The 15,984-nt window shown below is 63.4% G+C and carries 14 protein-coding genes; 2 read left to right on the forward strand and 12 right to left on the reverse strand.

Annotated elements, in window-relative coordinates; genetic code table 11:
* The first annotated feature begins 1 nt into the window (after window position 1).
* The gene (locus AB4Y97_RS12585) at window positions 2–706 is read left to right on the forward strand and encodes a retropepsin-like aspartic protease family protein (RefSeq protein ID WP_441999383.1); all 705 of its coding nucleotides are present in this window, start codon (window positions 2–4) and stop codon (window positions 704–706) included.
* Window positions 707–1,026: 320 nt separating this feature from the next.
* Here the strand turns inward: AB4Y97_RS12585 and AB4Y97_RS12590 are convergent, their stop codons facing one another.
* From AB4Y97_RS12590 to AB4Y97_RS12645, 12 genes are all read right to left on the reverse strand, one after another.
* On the reverse strand, window positions 1,027–1,878 hold the full coding sequence (locus AB4Y97_RS12590) for a sulfite exporter TauE/SafE family protein (protein WP_441999384.1): 852 nt from the start codon (window positions 1,876–1,878) through the stop codon (window positions 1,027–1,029).
* A gap of 83 nt (window positions 1,879–1,961) precedes the next feature.
* Complete coding sequence (locus AB4Y97_RS12595; protein WP_441999385.1) at window positions 1,962–2,759, reverse strand: ADYC domain-containing protein; 798 nt, start codon at window positions 2,757–2,759, stop codon at window positions 1,962–1,964.
* 48 nt (window positions 2,760–2,807) lie between these two features.
* Window positions 2,808–3,056, reverse strand: a complete 249-nt coding sequence (locus AB4Y97_RS12600; protein WP_441999386.1) for a hypothetical protein — start codon at window positions 3,054–3,056, stop codon at window positions 2,808–2,810.
* A gap of 230 nt (window positions 3,057–3,286) precedes the next feature.
* Window positions 3,287–4,279, reverse strand: coding sequence for a tRNA dihydrouridine(20/20a) synthase DusA (gene dusA / locus AB4Y97_RS12605; RefSeq protein ID WP_441999480.1), 993 nt, complete (start codon window positions 4,277–4,279; stop codon window positions 3,287–3,289).
* A gap of 141 nt (window positions 4,280–4,420) precedes the next feature.
* Window positions 4,421–5,899: a sensor histidine kinase gene (locus tag AB4Y97_RS12610; protein ID WP_441999387.1), complete on the reverse strand. Its 1,479-nt coding sequence runs from the start codon at window positions 5,897–5,899 to the stop codon at window positions 4,421–4,423.
* A 118-nt stretch (window positions 5,900–6,017) separates the two neighbouring features.
* Window positions 6,018–6,488, reverse strand: coding sequence for a Cys-tRNA(Pro) deacylase (gene ybaK, locus AB4Y97_RS12615; protein WP_441999388.1), 471 nt, complete (start codon window positions 6,486–6,488; stop codon window positions 6,018–6,020).
* A gap of 31 nt (window positions 6,489–6,519) precedes the next feature.
* Entirely contained in the window at window positions 6,520–7,110 is a 591-nt protein-coding gene (locus AB4Y97_RS12620) for an urease accessory protein UreE (protein ID WP_441999389.1), read from the reverse strand.
* Window positions 7,111–7,169: 59 nt separating this feature from the next.
* Window positions 7,170–7,655 (reverse strand): nucleoside deaminase, encoded by a 486-nt coding sequence (locus AB4Y97_RS12625; protein ID WP_441999390.1) that lies wholly within the window; start codon window positions 7,653–7,655, stop codon window positions 7,170–7,172.
* 9 nt (window positions 7,656–7,664) lie between these two features.
* Complete coding sequence (xdhC, locus tag AB4Y97_RS12630) at window positions 7,665–8,651, reverse strand: xanthine dehydrogenase accessory protein XdhC (protein WP_441999391.1); 987 nt, start codon at window positions 8,649–8,651, stop codon at window positions 7,665–7,667.
* Window positions 8,648–11,026: a xanthine dehydrogenase molybdopterin binding subunit gene (gene xdhB, locus AB4Y97_RS12635; RefSeq protein ID WP_441999392.1), complete on the reverse strand. Its 2,379-nt coding sequence runs from the start codon at window positions 11,024–11,026 to the stop codon at window positions 8,648–8,650. The genes xdhC and xdhB overlap by 4 nt, the downstream gene beginning before the upstream one ends.
* Window positions 11,027–11,030: 4 nt before the next feature.
* Window positions 11,031–12,512: a xanthine dehydrogenase small subunit gene (gene xdhA / locus AB4Y97_RS12640; protein ID WP_441999393.1), complete on the reverse strand. Its 1,482-nt coding sequence runs from the start codon at window positions 12,510–12,512 to the stop codon at window positions 11,031–11,033.
* Between the two features lie 142 nt (window positions 12,513–12,654).
* Window positions 12,655–13,095 carry a VOC family protein gene (locus AB4Y97_RS12645; protein WP_441999394.1) on the reverse strand — a complete coding sequence of 147 codons (441 nt, stop codon included), beginning with the start codon at window positions 13,093–13,095 and terminating at the stop codon, window positions 12,655–12,657.
* Between the two features lie 194 nt (window positions 13,096–13,289).
* Here AB4Y97_RS12645 and pepN point away from each other — a divergent pair, with 194 nt between their 5' ends.
* The gene (gene pepN / locus AB4Y97_RS12650) at window positions 13,290–15,944 is read left to right on the forward strand and encodes an aminopeptidase N (RefSeq protein WP_441999395.1); all 2,655 of its coding nucleotides are present in this window, start codon (window positions 13,290–13,292) and stop codon (window positions 15,942–15,944) included.
* Window positions 15,945–15,984 lie beyond the last annotated feature (40 nt).

The raw sequence follows: 15,984 nt of genomic DNA on the forward strand, positions 1-15,984 counted from the left end.
GATGCCCGGCATTCGCAGCATCGGCGCTCTTCTCTTCCTGGCCGCCCTCCTGACCGGCCTCCTGGCCGAGGCGCCTCTGGCGGGCCTTTCGCCCGGCGAGGCGGCCGGCATTCTCGGCCTGTTCGGCCTTGCCATGTTTCTGGCCGGCTCGATCGTCGAGGGTTTCACGAAGCATTGGACCCACGGCGTTCAGGCCATCGCGGTCAGCTGCGGGTTGCTGACCGCGCTTGTCGTGACCTATGCCGCCCGCGGCGAATTGCAGATGGTCCTTGACCGTGCCATCGGCGACATTGCCGACGGCCGCACCGTGGTGTCGGAAAACGGCGAGGTGGTCGCGGCGCGCAGGACCGATGGGAGCTTCATCCTGACCGGCCGCGTCAACGGGCGTGATACCCGCTTCATCTTCGATACGGGCGCCAGCACGGTGGTGTTGCGCGCCGAACGCGCGGCGGATCTCGGCTTCAAGGAAGCGGATCTGGATTTCTCGATTCCGGTCGCGACGGCGAATGGCACGGCGCTTGCCGCCCCGGTCGTCATCGACTCGCTCACTGTGGGGTCCATCACGGAGCGCAACGTGCATGCGCTCGTCACCCGCTCCGGCGTGCTGCACGCCAATCTTCTCGGCATGAGCTTCCTTGAACGCCTCGGCTCCTACGAGGTACGCGGCAACCGGCTGATCCTGCGTGGAAAAGAAACTAGAACATGATCATGTTCTAGTTTTCTATTTCGCATGATCTTTTCGGAAAACCGGTTCCCACTTTTCGCTGACGCGGACCTCCGGTTCCGGATCCTGCTCTAAAGCATCGGACCTAGCGCATCGTGCGGAAAAGTGGACCCGGTTTCCGCATACAACGATGCGCCGCTTAAGGAAATGAGCATCGGATTGATCCCAAAAGTGGAGTCCACTTTTGGGATCAATCCGATGCTCTAAAAGTGGATTCCACTTTTAGGATCATCCGATGCTTTTTCCCCTGATGAGAGCATCGTTCTAAGCGCAAAACCGGGTCCACTTTTGCGCACGATGCTCTAGGCGATCAGGCTGATGAAGAACCGGGCGCAGACCGTCAGCAGGAAGATGCCGAAGGCGATTTCGAGCTTGCGCTTGGAGAGTCTATGCGCCAGCCGCGCGCCGACGGGGGCGAGCCACGTGCTGGTCGGGATGAAAAGCAGGAAGCCGAGCAGCGAGATATAGCCGATGGCGAGCGGCGGCTGGAGGGCGATGACGTCCGGATATTCCGCCATGCGCGGCCAGCCGGCATAGATGTAGCCGATCGCGCCGGGGATCGAGATCAGGATGCCGAGTCCCGATGAGGTCGCCACAGCCTGATGGATGGGCCGGTTATAAAAGGTCATGAACAGGTTGGAGAGCTGCCCGCCGCCGATGCCCATGAGGGCCGAGAGCACGCCGATGATCCAGCCATAGACGATCATGATGGGCTTTGCCGGCATGTCGAGCCCGAAGCGCCAGGTATCCTTGCCGAAGAGCAACCGGATCGCGGAGATGCCCGCCACCACGACGAAGACCGTCTTGAAAAGATCCGCAGGCGCATACCGGGCGACGACGCTGCCCATGATGACGCCGACCACGACCGGAACCGCCCAGACGCGCAGGATCGACATGTCGACCGCGCCTTTCGCCTTATGGGCCCTGAAGGAGCGGATCGAGGTGGGAATGATGATGGCGAGCGAGGTCCCGACGCAAAGCGGCATCCGGACTTCCTCCGGCACGCCGACGAAGCGGAAAAGCTCATAGAGAATCGGCACCGCCACAGCGCCGCCGCCGACCCCGAATACCCCCGCCAGAAGCCCTGTAATCGCCCCGGCGCCGAGAAGCGCGACAACAAGCCAGGACAGGTCGAAAAGGGAAATGCCAAACATATCGGGGAATCTCTTTGGGTCAGAGGCTGCGGATATGTGGCGGAGATCGCATCATAGGGCAAGTAGGGCGAAAGGTGCAGGCGTCAGGGCTTCGTCGCGGCCGAACGGTTGAACAGAAGAGCCTGCGGGTCGGCGCGCGCGGTTTCGTCCGAACAGGCTTGCGGCCCCAGATGGCCGGAGAGCTGCGGATAGCGCTCGGCGAGTTGCGCAAGGGTAATGTGATCGGGGATGCGGGGATGGGCGACGCAGACCGCGCCGGCCGGACTCCAGCCTGCCTCGAAGGCCATGGTGTCGGACATCGAGGCAGGTGCCTGGATGCCGAAGCGATCATAGACGTCGATGGACATGCCGTCCCTCGTGGTCGGCCGGTCGTCGCCTCCGTAATCGGCCCGGATCATGTGGATGCAGGCGCGGAACAGGTCGCGCATGGGCACGCCATCCCTCGCCTCCCACGGCCGATAGCCCATGAGGATGCACTTGCCCTCGGCGCCGCTGGTACAGGTGAGATTGAAACCGCCCGCACCATCCGGCACGGGAAAGCCTGCACGGCGCCCTTTGATGTCGGGCCTGCAGAAATCCTCCGACGCATGACCGGGCGATTGAATGGAGAGGCGATAGAGCAGCAGCGGCCCGCCTGCGGCCGAGGCATCCTCCTCCAAGCCATCGATCCGGACCTGCCTGTCTCCCGTGCTTGTCGCGAGCATCAGACGCAGGCCGACCAGCATTTCCCGGCGCAGGACACGACCGTCGTCGAGCCGAAGCACGAATTCGGGACCTTCGGCCTGCAACCTTCCCCCGAGCCCGAACGCCGCGCCGGTCAGGGCAGCGCCACAGAGCACGAAGCAGCAGCAAACCGCACGGAAGAGGAAATGCATAGACATGGAGCGGGCCCCCACTCAACAAGGGGGCCCATCCTTGAGAATTGAGGCTTAGTACAGCGTGACCACAGTGCCGTCCTGCAGAACGGCGGCCTTGAGCTGAGCGGCATCGGTCTCAGCGCCATTCGCGGCGCGGCCATTGAAGGCCAGACCATTGAAGGCCAGACCGTTGAAGGCCAGACCGTTGAAGGCCAAACCGTTGAAGGCCAGACCGTTTGCCAGTTCCAAGGCTCCCGCTCCCGACGCGGCGGACAGGCCGATGGCGGTGGCAAGGATGATGGCATAGGAGCGAATACGCATGGTGGTCCTCCTTTATGTGAGGCACGGCCTCGCGGTAGCCTCGCCGCGCCACATAAGAAAATAACACAAACGTTATATCAGTAAAGAATAATGTGATAAAATTCCGCAACCAATTGTAACAAATAGCACTTGCTGGCACTCAACCCACTTCAGACTGTACAGATTGTCGAAGGCCGGCTCGGCAGGATTGGAGCGTCACGGGCGCCTAGCGGCCCCTCACGAGAACTTGCTCAAGCTACGTTCTCCAGACGTGCCGTCGCCCGCGATACATGGGCCACGGCCTCGCGCAGGGTCTCCAATCCAGCGCCGGGCTTGATCGCCTCGGTCGCCAGATGACGGCGATAGGCCCGGGCGCCGGGACGGCTCGTGAAGAGGCCGAGCATGTGGCGGGTCATGGTGTGGAGGCGCTGTCCCTCGGCGAGGCGGGCGGCAACATAGGGCTCGTAAACCTCGACGGCCTCGAAGGCATCCGCCACCGGCGGCTCTTCGCCGTAAAGTTCGCGGTCGACCGAGAGCAGGATTTCCGGCTCCTGATAGGCCACGCGGCCCAGCATGACGCCGTCCACATGCTTCAGGTGCTCGTGCACCTCCGCCATGGTCCGAATGCCGCCATTGATGGCGACGGGAAGGCTCGGGCGGGCCTGCTTCAGCCGGTAGACGCGGCCATAGTCGAGCGGCGGGATATCCCGGTTTTCCTTGGGCGACAGGCCCTGAAGCCAGGCCTTGCGGGCATGGACCGTCAGTTCGTCGCAGCCGGCAGCGACCACGGCGTCGGTCAGCCGGTTCAGGGCCTCTTCCGTATCCTGATCGTCCACGCCGATCCGGCATTTCACCGTCACGGGCAGTGACACGGCCCCCTTCATGGCGGCGACGCACTCGCCCACCAGCGCCGGCTCCTGCATCAGGCAGGCGCCGAAGCGGCCGTTCTGCACCCGGTCGGAGGGGCAGCCCACATTGAGGTTGATCTCATCATAACCGAAATCGGCGCAGATCCGGGCGGCCTGCGCCAGCTCCGCCGGATCGGACCCGCCAAGCTGCACCGCCACCGGATGCTCGGCATCGTCGAAGCCCAGAAGCCGCTCGCGTGGACCGTGGATGACCGCGCCCGTGGTCACCATCTCGGTATAGAGTCGCGCCCGGCGCGACATGGTGCGATGGAAGACGCGGCAATGCCGGTCCGTCCAATCCATCATGGGGGCCACACTCAAGGTTATGTCATTCAACGACAACAACTTTTCCTCTTCCGCCCAGAGGCAGTGCAGGTTCGGATGTCCAAATAAAGGGTTGGCTATAGCGCCGATGTAAGGCGAAAGCGCCGGTTTTGCACCAAAAAATGCAACGCGCCGGCAAGCATGCCATTCGTCTCAGGCGGTGATCGGCGCTTCAATCGTACAGACGACACCGCGCGGCATGAATTCGATGGCGACTTCGCCCTCCAGATCACGCGCCAGGCTGCGCTCGATGAGGCGGAAGCCGAAACCCTTTCGGTTGGGTGGGTGGGCTGGCGGGCCGCCCTCCTCCTCCCAACGCAACCGGAGGTGAGGCGGATCGGTCGATGCATCGACCGACCAGACCACCTCGATCCGGCCGGCGTCGTTGGACAACGCTCCGTATTTGACGGCATTCGTCGCGAGTTCATGCAAGGCGAGAGACAGATCGAGCGCCATGCGGGAGGACAGCTTGAGTTCCGGTCCCGCGACGCTGAATCGCTCGTGCGCCGCACTCTGAAACGGCTCGAGCGTTTGAGCGACCAGCTCGCGGATCTCGGCTCCCTTCCAGTTCTCGCGGATCAGCATGTCGTGGGTACGGGACAATGCCATCAGCCGTTGCTCGATGGCATTGCGTGCTTCCGCCTGGCTGGTTGCGTGCCTCAAGGTCTGCGAGACGATGGATTGAACGGTCGCCAGGGTGTTTTTCACCCGGTGGTTCAGCTCGTTGATGAGAAGCTGCTGATATTCCTCGGCCCAGACCTGATCCGTGACGTCACTTCCTTCGAGGAAGATGCCCGTGACCTTCCCGCCCCGGTCCCGGATGGGCTGATAGACGAAATCGAAGAACGCTTCCTCTATGGGACCTCCCCGTTGTTTCTGAAGCCGCATGGGCATCTGGCGGCCGACGAAGGGCTGGCCGGACTGGTAGACTTCGTCGAGCAACTCGAAGAAGCCTTGTCCCTCAAGCTCGGGCATGGCCTCGCGCACCGGCCTTCCGATGAGGTCGCGATAGCCGACGACCTGCTCGTAAGCGGCGTTGACGATCTCGAAAACCAAATTGGGTCCCCGCATGACGGCGATGAAGCCCGGTGCCTGGCGAAACAGCTCGGCGAGCCGTTCGATTTCCCCTCTCAAAGCGACATTGTCGTCGACGATCGGAGTCGTTTCCATCCCGACGCCAATAAGGCCGGAAACGGAATTCGCCTCACCCCGCAAGGGGCTGAGCGAAAAGGTGAAACGGGCCTGCTCGGGATGAGTTTTGCGCGAGATCTGGAGAGGCAGATTTTCGCGAAGCATCCCCCGGCCGCCAAGCGCGGCGCAGACCAACGGATCGATCTCGCTCCAGATCTCGGACCAGACCTCGCGAAGAGGCATGCCGATGGCGGACGGATGCTTCGCGCCGAGCAACGGGATGCAGCTGTCGTTGTAGAGGCAGATGAGTTCCGGCCCCCAGGCCACGAACATCGGAAGGTTTGAGTCGAGAATGAGTGCAACGACCGTCCGCAAAGTCTGCGGCCAGCTATCCGGCGGCCCGAGGGGCGATGACGCCCAGCGATGCGCGCGCATCAGCGCAGCGGTCTCCCCGTCTCCATCAAAGAAATCGTGACTGTCGGAATCAGGATCAGCACGCATCGCAATGACCCTTGCCCCTCTTCCGCCAAGTCCAGGCTATGGCGATGGTTCCGTAAGGGCGGCAATGTCACCCAGCCCCTTTTGAGGGATGATTGGCGAGGGATGATTGGCCTGCGGATCAGATCAGCGCAGCGATTTTCGCATCCAGAAATTTGGCGGCGTCGCGGGGAGCGAGCTTCACCTGAAGGTCGCGCTGGCCGCCATTGATGAAGACGCTGGCATGGGCGAAGGCGGATTCCTCGATCAGGGTCGGCACCCGCTTCTTCTGTCCGAAAGGGCTGATGCCGCCCACGTGATAGCCCGTCATGCGCTCCGCATCGGCGGGCTTCATCATCTGGGCCGCCTTGCCGCCAAGCGCCGTCGCCAGCTTCTTCAAATTCACTTCCTTGTCGGAGGGCACGATCACACAGGCAGGTTTGCCGTCCACCGTGACCATGAGGGTCTTGAGGACCGTGCTGGGATCGGCCCCGATCGCCTCCGCCGCCTGGAGGCCGATACGCTCGGCCTGCGGGTCGTAATCGTAGGTGTGAACCGTGAAGGAGATACCCGCCTGCTGGAGAGCGAGCGTGGCGCGGGTGGTCTTGGACATGGTGGCTTAAAAGAAAAAGCGGGCGGGTCGATCAGTGATCGTGCTTGTGCCCGTGGTGATGGCCGCATCCGCAGCCTGGACCATGGTCGTGATGATCGTGGTTGTGATCATGGGCGTGCTTGTGGTCATGGTGAGCGTGATCATGATGCGCATGTCCATGGTCATGGCCATGATGATAGTGGTCGTGGTCGCAGTGATGGGCGCTCTGCTCCGGCTTGAAGGGCCGGTTCACGGGCGTTGCCGTGCAGCCCTGCCCGCGGGCCAGTTCGGCCAGGGCGGGATTGGCCTCGATATAGAGGGCGTCACCGGTGAATTCGGCGAGGCCGTGCTGGCTGCCGAGATGCCAGGCCAGGCGCATGAGGCGCAAGGGGTTCTCGGCCCGGACCTCCAGCAGAGGCTCCGCCGCCGCCTTCACCTGCACCAGCCGGCCATCCTCGAGCCGCAGGGCATCGCCGTCATTGATGGTGGTTTCCATGTCGAGATCGAGATGAATCTCGGTGCCGGCCTCACCCTTGAGATGAGCGTGACGACGGCCGCGCGCCGCATGATCGAGCGTGATCGTATCGACGATCCGATCGGGCTTCACGGCGGCTTTTCGGACGATGGTGGTGACGCGGGGCATGGGCTGTCTCAAAAGAAGAAATGTTCGGGCTTGGTAGATAGGGAGCGGAGGCGGGCTTGCTAATAGCTCACCTTGTCCGGCTTTTCGGCCCAGGCGTCAAACACCGCCTTGGCTTCCAGGCTCGGGACATGATCCATGGGAATGATGCGCTCGGAGGCCGGCTTGGGAATCTCCTCGTAGATCAGGCTGTCGTCAAAGCCGATCCGTGCCGCGTCCTCGCGGGTATTGGCATAGACGATGCGGGAAATGCGGGCCCAATAGGCGGAGGCCAGGCACATGGGGCACGGCTCGCAGCTCGTATAGAGGGTCGCCCCATGGAGCGCGAAATCACTCACCGCTTCGCAGGCGCGGCGGATCGCCGTGACTTCCGCATGCGCCGTCGGGTCGTTGGCGGAGGTCACCCGGTTCCAACCCTCGGCCAGAACCTTGCCGTCGCGCACGATCACGGCCCCGAACGGGCCGCCGGCCCCGTCGCTCATATGCTCACGCGAAAGGGCGATAGCGCGGGAAAGGTAGCGCTGATCTTCGGTTTTGATATCGCTCATGAGGCGTTTTTATCGTCTGGCGGGACCGGAAGCGAGACTTTTCGGATCATCCTGAAGAGCGAGGCGCCGAGGATGACATTGGGAATCGCGCACCTGCAGAAGCTGGGCGGTGACGGAGGCTGCGATCACGGCAGGTTCCTTGCCCGCGATCCCGGGAAGCCCGATGGGGCAGGCGAGCGAACCCAGGCGCTCCTCCCCCAGCCCCAGCTCCCGGAAGCGCTTTTCGAACCGCGCCCGCTTCGTGGCGCTGCCGATGAGGCCCACATAGGGAAAACCCCGGCTCAAGGCGGCGGCGGTAATCGCCATGTCGAGGGGATGGTCGTGGGTCATCACCAGGATGAAGGCATCCGGCGGCGCCCCGGCGATTTCCGCCTCGGGATCCTTCAGGAGCACCGGCTTGGCATTGGCCGGAATATGGGAGGGGAAGGCATCCTCCCGCGGGTCGAGCCAGCGGACGGAGAAGGGCAAGGGAGCGAGCGCCAGCACCAGGGCGCGCCCCACATGGCCCGCTCCGAAAAGCAGAACGGGCGTGCGGGCCTCGCCATGAATCTCGCGCCACTGCGTCCAGGAATCGTCGCCGACGGAGGACGAGAATTCACGCCTGACGCGGCCCTCGTCCAGGCGGCACTCGACTTCGAACAATCCGCCCCCGGCTTCCGCGGCCACCAGCGGTTCGAGATCCTCCAGATCCTGCCGGTCGAAGGTCTCGATGAGGATCTTCACCCGCCCGCCGCAGCACTGGCCGAGATCGGGGCCCAGCGCCTGATCGACGATGCGCGCGGGCTGTCGCCCTTCCTTCAGCATGTCCCCCGCAATAGCCAGCATCTTCATTTCGAGCTGCCCGCCGCCGATGGTGCCGTAAAAGGCGCCGTCGGGCCGCACGACCATGCGCGCATCCGTCTCGCGCGGCGCGGAGCCCTTGACGTCGTGCACGCTGACAAGGGCCGCGGCGCCGTGCGCCCTCAAGAGATCGGCGAGATGCCGCCAGATCCTCACCCCATCGGCCTCCCCCGCAGCGCCTCGCAGGCACGCAGGATCGCCTCCGGCGTCGCGGGCGCGTCTAGCGGCACGGGTTTCGACGGATCGAGCGCGTGGACCGCATCGGCAAGCGCGCAGAAGACGCTGTTCGCCAGCATGATCGGCGGCTCGCCCACCGCCTTGGAGCGATAGACCGTCTCCTCCCGGTTGGCATTGGGATAGAGCGCCACGCGGAAATCGGCGGGCACGTCGGAAGCGACGGGGATCTTGTAGGTGGAGGGCGCGTGCGTCAGCAGCCGCCCCTCACTGTCGAACACCAGTTCCTCCGTGGTGAGCCAGCCCATGCCCTGCACGAACCCGCCCTCGATCTGGCCGATATCGATGGCCGGGTTCAGGGATCTGCCGACATCGTGGAGGATATCCGCGCGCAGCAGCCGGTTCTCGCCGGTGAGCGTATCGACGATTACCTCCGAGCAGGCCGCGCCATAGGCGAAATAGAAGAACGGCCGGCCAGTGGCCTTCTCCCGGTCCCAGGTGACCTTCGGCGTCCTGTAATAGCCCGCCTCCGAGAGCTGCACACGCCCAAGCACGCATTTCTTCGCAAGCTCGGTGAAGGTCAGGCTCTCGTTGCCGATGAAGACCCGGTCATCGCGGAATTCGATCTGATCCTCCGGCACGCCATAGGCCTCGGCAGCGTAAGCCGCCATGCGGCGCTTGATGGCGCCGGCAGCGATCTGCGCCGCCATGCCGTTGAGATCGGAACCGGAGGAGGCTGCGGTCGGCGAGGTGTTGGGCACCTTCGCGGTGGTCGTCGCAGTGATGCGCACCCGCTCCATCGCGATGCCGAATTCCTCGGCCACCACCTGAGCCACCTTGATGTAGAGCCCCTGCCCCATCTCGGTGCCGCCATGGTTCAGATGCACCGACCCATCCTGATAGACATGCACCAGCGCGCCCGCCTGATTGAGATGGGTGAGCGTGAAACTGATGCCGAACTTCACAGGCGTCAGCGACAATCCGCGCTTCATGATCGGCGAGGACGCGTTGAAGGCCGCGATCTCCTCGCGCCGCGCGCGATAATCCGATGTGCGCTCCAGCGTCCGCACGAGTCCATGCAGCGTGTCGGTCTCCTCCACCTCCATGCCGAAGGGCGTGAGGTTCTGACCCGGCGTGTAGAAATTGGCGTAGCGCACATCGAGCGGATCGCGCCCCGTCGCCCAGGCGATCCGGTCCATCACGTGCTCGATGGCGAGCATGCCCTGCGGCCCGCCGAAACCGCGAAAGGCGGTGTTCGACACGGTGTTCGTCTTCAATCGCTTCGAGCCCACATGCACGGCGGGCATCCAATAGGCATTGTCGGAATGGAACATGGCGCGGTCGACGACGCCGCCCGAGAGATCCGCCGAATAGCCGCAACGCGCCAGATGCTCGACCGCATAGCCCTGGATGCGGCCCTCGTCGTCGAAGCCTACATTCCAGTCGCAGCGGAAATCGTGGCGCTTGCCGGTGAGGATGAAATCGTCGTCGCGATCGAGCCGCAGCTTGCAGGCGCGTCCCGTGATGCGCGCGGCGAGCGCGGCCGTGACGGCCCATTGCGTCGCCTGACTTTCCTTGCCGCCGAAGCCGCCGCCCATGCGGCGGGTCTCGCACACCACATAGGCATCGGGAGTATCGAGCACGCGCGCCACCACATGCTGCACCTCGGTGGGATGCTGCGTGGAGGAATAGACATGGATGTCGCCGTCCTCGCCCGGAATCGCGAGCGCCACCTGTCCCTCGAGATAGAAGTGCTCCTGCCCTCCGACGCGGAAATGGCCTTCGAGACGGTAAGGCGATTGCGCGATGGCGGCATTCGCATCGCCGCGTCCGAAGGCGTAATCCGGCAGCACCGTCTCGCCGCGCTCCAGCGCATCTTCGACCGTGATGCTCGGCTTCTCCGCCTCGATCTCCATCACCGCGCGCTTGACGGCGCGGCGCGCAATGTCGCGGCTCGTGGCGACGACAGCGAATATCGCCTGGCCCTGGAAGCTGATTTCCCCATCGGCGAAAAGCGGGTCGTCGCCGAAAGCGGGCGACACGTCGTTCCTGCCGGGAATGTCCCTCGCCGTCAGCACGGCGACCACGCCGGGCTGCGCGTGGACGGCCGAAACATCGAGAGACAGAAGCCGCCCACGGGCCTTGGGCGATTGGCCGATGGCCACGTGCAGCGTGCCGTCCGGCTCGCGGATATCGTCGATATATTGCGCGATGCCCTGCACATGCTTGATGCCGGAATCGTGCGGCAAAGGCTGGCGGATATGACGGAGGGACTCGCCCTGCTCTCCTCCTGCTTCCTCCTTACCCTCAAAGCCGGAGGAAGAGGTGGGCGCATCCATCTTCAATCTCTCGTTCATACCCCTACTCCGCCGCCTGAAGCGTTTCGCGCTGGCCGACGATCCGCGTGGCGCGGGTCTCGCCGGAGGCGATTTCGCTCAGAGCCTTGAAGAGAAGATTGCGGGCCAAAGTCGAACGATAGGCGGCAGACGCGCGATGATCGTCCATGGGCTGATAATCGCGCCCGATGGCGGCCATGGCCTCGCCCCAGGTGGCGGGCTCGTCGAGGGAAACTCCGGCAAGCGCCGCCTCCGTTTCGCTCGCCCGTTTCGGAATGCCCGCCATGCCGCCGAAGGCGATGCGGGCGGAGGCGATGCGGCGGCCATCGAGGGTCAGCATGAAAGCGCCCAGCGCAGCCGAGATATCCTCGTCGAAGCGCTTGGTGACCTTATAGGCGCGGAAGGCCTCATCGACCTTCAGCTTCGGCACGACGATGCGGCGCACATATTCGCCGGGCGCGCGATCCTGCCGCCGATAGGCGATGAAGAAGTTTTCGAGCGGGATGGTGCGGATGGTCTCGCCCTGGCGCAGCTCAAGCTCCGCGCCGAGCGCGATCAGGCATGGCGCGAGATCGCCGATGGGCGATCCGTTGGCGATGTTGCCGCCCACCGTTCCCGACGCGCGGACCTGGGCTGAGCCGAAGCGCCGCATGATCTCGCCGAGATCGGGATCGATGCGGGCAAGGCTCGCATAGGCTTCCGCATGCGTCGCGGTCGCGCCGATGGCGAGCGTGCCGGCGCTGTCGTCGATGAGGTCCAGCCCCGCCACGCGGCCGAGCCAGATCACCTTGTCGAGTTCGGCCATGCCCTTCGTCACCCACAGCCCCACATCGGTGCTGCCTGCCACGAGGGTTGCATCGGGATGCTGCGCATAGAGTGCGGCAAGGGACGCTTCGCTGGCGGGCGACGCGAAGAAACGGGTCGCATCGCCGACGAAAACATCCTGGCCGTCGGCCAGAGCATTGAGGTTTTGGACCGTCTGCGCGTCGTTCGCAGTGAAGGAATCGGCGGGCCCGTCGGCACATGCCTTCAAGGCCGCGTCGACGATGGGCCGGTAGCCGGTGCAGCGGCAGAGATTGCCCGCCAGCGCATCGTTGACGGCCTCGCGGCTCAGGGGCCTGTCGCCCGTGTGATAGAGGGAGAACAGGCTCATGACGATGCCGGGGGTGCAGAAACCGCATTGCGACCCGTGGCTTTCCGCCATGGCGGCCTGCACCGGATGCAGCCAGCCCTCCATCGCCAGATCCTCGACGGTGACGAGCTCCGCCCCATCGAGCTGCCCCAGCAGCAGGATGCAGGCATTGATGGGCTCGTAATGCACGCGCCCTCCGCGCACCCGTCCGAGAGCGACGGTGCAGGCGCCGCAATCACCCTCGGCGCAACCTTCCTTGGTGCCGAACTGGCGCCGCTGAAGTCTCAGGTAATCCAGAAGCGTGGTGCGTGGGTGAAAGCCGGCCACTTCGACGGGCCGTCCCTGTCGCCAAAAGCGGATCGCTTCTCTTGTCACGATAATCCTCCGCCGGTGAACCCGGCTCGTCATGGTGAGCCGGGTCGAAGGAGGGAGCAAGGCCTTTTCACCAAGAATGTCAGTGCCGGGCGATATGCCTTTAGAAGACAAAGCCCCCGGGGCCTCGAGGCTGGGGCCCGGCCTACCAGGAGCCCGTATTCGGCATCGACGCCCACGGCTCCTGCGGGGGCTTCGGTTCGCCGCGCTGGAGCAGCTCGATGGAAATATTGTCGGGCGTCCGGATGAAGGCCATGTGGCCGTCACGAGGCGGGCGGTTGATGGTCACGCCAGCATCCATCAGCTTCTGGCAGGTCGCGTAGATGTCGTCGACCCGATAGGCGAGATGGCCGAAATTGCGTCCGCCCGAATATTCGTGCTCGTCCCAGTTATAGGTCAGTTCCAGAAGCGGGGCCCTGGTGGTCTTAGACTTCTCTATGTCATCGGCAGCAGCGAGGAAAACCAGGGTAAAGCGCCCCTTCTCGTTATCGATCCGGCGGACTTCGACCAAGCCGAACTTATTGACGAAAAAATCGAGCGATTGTTCGAGGTTCGAGACGCGAACCATCGTGTGCAGATATTCCATAAACCTCTCCTTGTGGAATGCGGAAGGTGATGGCGCATTTCCAGCAGAGATCAAGTGTCGCCTCTTACGAACCCGTTGACGAGGCATCATTTACGCAAGGGAATTGATCTTTAACCTGTCTCTTCTAAAGCCCCTTGTACCGAGCTGCATCGACCCTAGTTTAAAACGAAATTACATTTCAAAAAGGTTTCGGGATGCGTACTGAGACGCCTCATGTCGTTCGTCTGGAGGATTACCGGCCCAGTGATTTCCTGATCGATCGCGTTGAATTGGACTTCCAGCTTCATCCGACGGCGACGCGTGTCACAGCAACCCTGGCCATTCGCCCCAATCCGGAAGGGCGCGCCGACGCGCCGCTCGTGCTCGATGGCGACGATGTGAATCTGAAGGCTGTAAGCCTCGATGGCCGCGCCCTGCCGGGCGGCGAATTCGAAGCCGCGCCCCAATCTCTCGTGATCAGCCAGCCGCCCCGGCGGCCTTTCACGCTCACCATCGAGACCGAGATCGACCCGACCGCCAATACCAAGCTCATGGGGCTCTACCGGTCCAGCGGCAATTACTGCACGCAATGCGAGGCCGATGGCTTCCGCCGCATTACCTACTTTCTTGACCGCCCCGACGTGCTCTCCGTCTACACGACCAGGATCGAGGCGGACCGGGACGAAGCGCCGGTCCTTCTCGGCAACGGCAACCCTGTCGAAAGCGGCATCATCGAGGGCACCAATCGCCATTACGCGGTCTGGCACGACCCGCACCCGAAACCCGCCTATCTCTTCGCCCTGGTCGGCGGCCGCCTCGGCAAGGTCGGCACGGACTTCACCACCATGAACGGGCGCAAGGTGAAGCTTGCTGTCTATGTAGAGCCCGGCAAGGAAGTCCGGGCCGGCTACGCGCTCGATGCTCTCGAGCGATCCATGCGCTGGGACGAGCGCGTCTTCGGGCGGGAATACGATCTCGACGAATTCAACATCGTCGCCGTGTCCGATTTCAACATGGGCGCGATGGAGAACAAGGGCCTCAACATCTTCAACGACAAGTATGTGCTGGCGAGCCCCGAGACCGCGACGGATGCGGATTACGCCAATATCGAAGCCATCATCGCGCATGAATATTTCCACAACTGGTCGGGCAATCGCGTCACCTGCCGCGACTGGTTCCAGCTCTGCCTGAAGGAGGGCCTGACGGTCTTCCGTGATCAGGAATTCTCATCCGATGAGCGCTCCCGTCCCGTACACCGCATCTCCGAGGTGAAGACCCTTCGCGCCCGGCAGTTTTCCGAGGATGCGGGCCCCCTCGCCCATCCGGTGCGCCCGCAGCAATACCGCGAGATCAACAACTTCTACACCGCGACGGTCTACGAGAAGGGCGCGGAGATCGTCCGCATGCTCAAGACGATGATCGGCGCTGACGATTTTCGGCGCGGCATGGATCTCTATTTCGAACGCTGCGACGGCACCGCCGCGACGGTGGAGGATTTCCTCCGGGCCTTCGCCGATGTGACCGGCCGCGACCTGTCCCATTTCGCCCGGTGGTACGAGCAGGCTGGCACGCCGCGCGTCACGGTCAAGGGAACCTATGACGAAACGGCGCAGACCTATCGGCTCGACTTCACACAGGCAACGGCGGCCACGTCGGAACAGCCCAGGAAGGAGCCGATGGCGATTCCCGTTGCCCTCGGCCTCGTCGCCCGTGACGGCGGCGTGCTCGAGACGGTCAGCGAGCGCATAAGCCCTCAGGGCGTCTTCCTGCTCGACAAAGCGCAGGACAGCCTGATCTTCTCGAATGTGACCTCCCGTCCCGTCCCCTCCCTCTTCCGCGGGTTCTCGGCGCCGGTGAAGACGTCGCTTGCCCTGTCGAATGAGGAACTGCTCATCCTTTTGCGGCACGATACGGACCCGTTCAACCGCTGGCAGGCGGCCCAGACGGTTGCGATGCGCCTGCTGGTCGGCTTGGCAACCGGCACGATGATTCCCAATGGATACTTCGACGAATTTGCTTTTGCGCTACGCGCCTTCATGGAGGCGGATGCCATGCGCGATCCGGCCTTCACGGCACTGGTTCTAACCCTGCCCGGCGAAACGGATATTGCGCAGGAGATTGCAACGGACGTCGATCCGGATGCCATTCACCGCGCCCGCCTGGAGCTGCGCCAGTTGATCGGACGGGCCTGCGCAAGCCAGTTGCAACATTTCTATGATTCCCTCGCCGATACGGATTCCTACAATCCGGATGCGGCAAGCGCCGGGCGGCGTTCCTTGCGCAATGTCAGTCTCGATCTTCTCGCTGGCGCTAATCCCGATCTCGGCGTGGAGCTTGCGGGCAGGCAGTTCGAAACCGCGAGCAACATGACCGACCGCCTTGCGTCACTCGGCGTCCTTGCGACTCTGCCGGGCGATGCGCGTGAAAACGCCATCGTGCAATTCGGCGAACGTTACCGCGACGAGCCGCTCGTGCTCGACAAGTGGTTCACACTACAAGCCGCGATCCAGGAAGACGGCACGCTCGACCGCGTGAAGCAGCTGATGAACCATCGCGCCTTTTCGATCGGCAACCCCAATCGTGCGCGCTCCCTGATCGGCAGTTTCGCCATGATGAACCAGACCCAGTTCAATCGCGTCGACGGACAAGGTTACGACTTCCTGGCCGAAATGGTGCTCCGCGTGGATGAGTTGAATCCGCAACTCGCGGCACGACTCCTGACGGCCTTCAGCATGTGGCGGATGATGGAGGAAAAACGTCGCGGGCATGCGAAGAAGGCTTTGCTTCACATTGCAGAAAATCCTAGCCTTTCCCGCGACGTAGGTGACATCGTGCAACGCTCGCTCGAAGAAACACAGGCTAAGCAATAGCTTGAAAAAAATAACCTTTTCGGCGCAATCCCCTGCCGCC

Origin of the sequence: Microvirga sp. 2TAF3 (assembly GCF_052114965.1) — a bacterium.
In the GTDB taxonomy this organism is placed as follows: Bacteria; Pseudomonadota; Alphaproteobacteria; order Rhizobiales; family Beijerinckiaceae; genus Microvirga.

Bases quoted from the DNA above. Each gene is read 5' to 3' on its own strand.
- ybaK (WP_441999388.1), bottom strand. From the start codon at position 6,488: ATGTCCAAGACCACCCGCGCCACGCTCGCTCTCCAGCAGGCGGGTATC.
- AB4Y97_RS12610 (WP_441999387.1), bottom strand. From the start codon at position 5,899: ATGCGTGCTGATCCTGATTCCGACAGTCACGATTTCTTTGATGGAGAC.
- AB4Y97_RS12625 (WP_441999390.1), bottom strand. From the start codon at position 7,655: ATGAGCGATATCAAAACCGAAGATCAGCGCTACCTTTCCCGCGCTATC.
- AB4Y97_RS12595 (WP_441999385.1), bottom strand. From the start codon at position 2,759: ATGTCTATGCATTTCCTCTTCCGTGCGGTTTGCTGCTGCTTCGTGCTC.
- AB4Y97_RS12585 (WP_441999383.1), top strand. From the start codon at position 2: ATGCCCGGCATTCGCAGCATCGGCGCTCTTCTCTTCCTGGCCGCCCTC.
- AB4Y97_RS12600 (WP_441999386.1), bottom strand. From the start codon at position 3,056: ATGCGTATTCGCTCCTATGCCATCATCCTTGCCACCGCCATCGGCCTG.
- AB4Y97_RS12620 (WP_441999389.1), bottom strand. From the start codon at position 7,110: ATGCCCCGCGTCACCACCATCGTCCGAAAAGCCGCCGTGAAGCCCGAT.
- xdhB (WP_441999392.1), bottom strand. From the start codon at position 11,026: ATGAACGAGAGATTGAAGATGGATGCGCCCACCTCTTCCTCCGGCTTT.
- AB4Y97_RS12645 (WP_441999394.1), bottom strand. From the start codon at position 13,095: ATGGAATATCTGCACACGATGGTTCGCGTCTCGAACCTCGAACAATCG.
- AB4Y97_RS12590 (WP_441999384.1), bottom strand. From the start codon at position 1,878: ATGTTTGGCATTTCCCTTTTCGACCTGTCCTGGCTTGTTGTCGCGCTT.
- pepN (WP_441999395.1), top strand. From the start codon at position 13,290: ATGCGTACTGAGACGCCTCATGTCGTTCGTCTGGAGGATTACCGGCCC.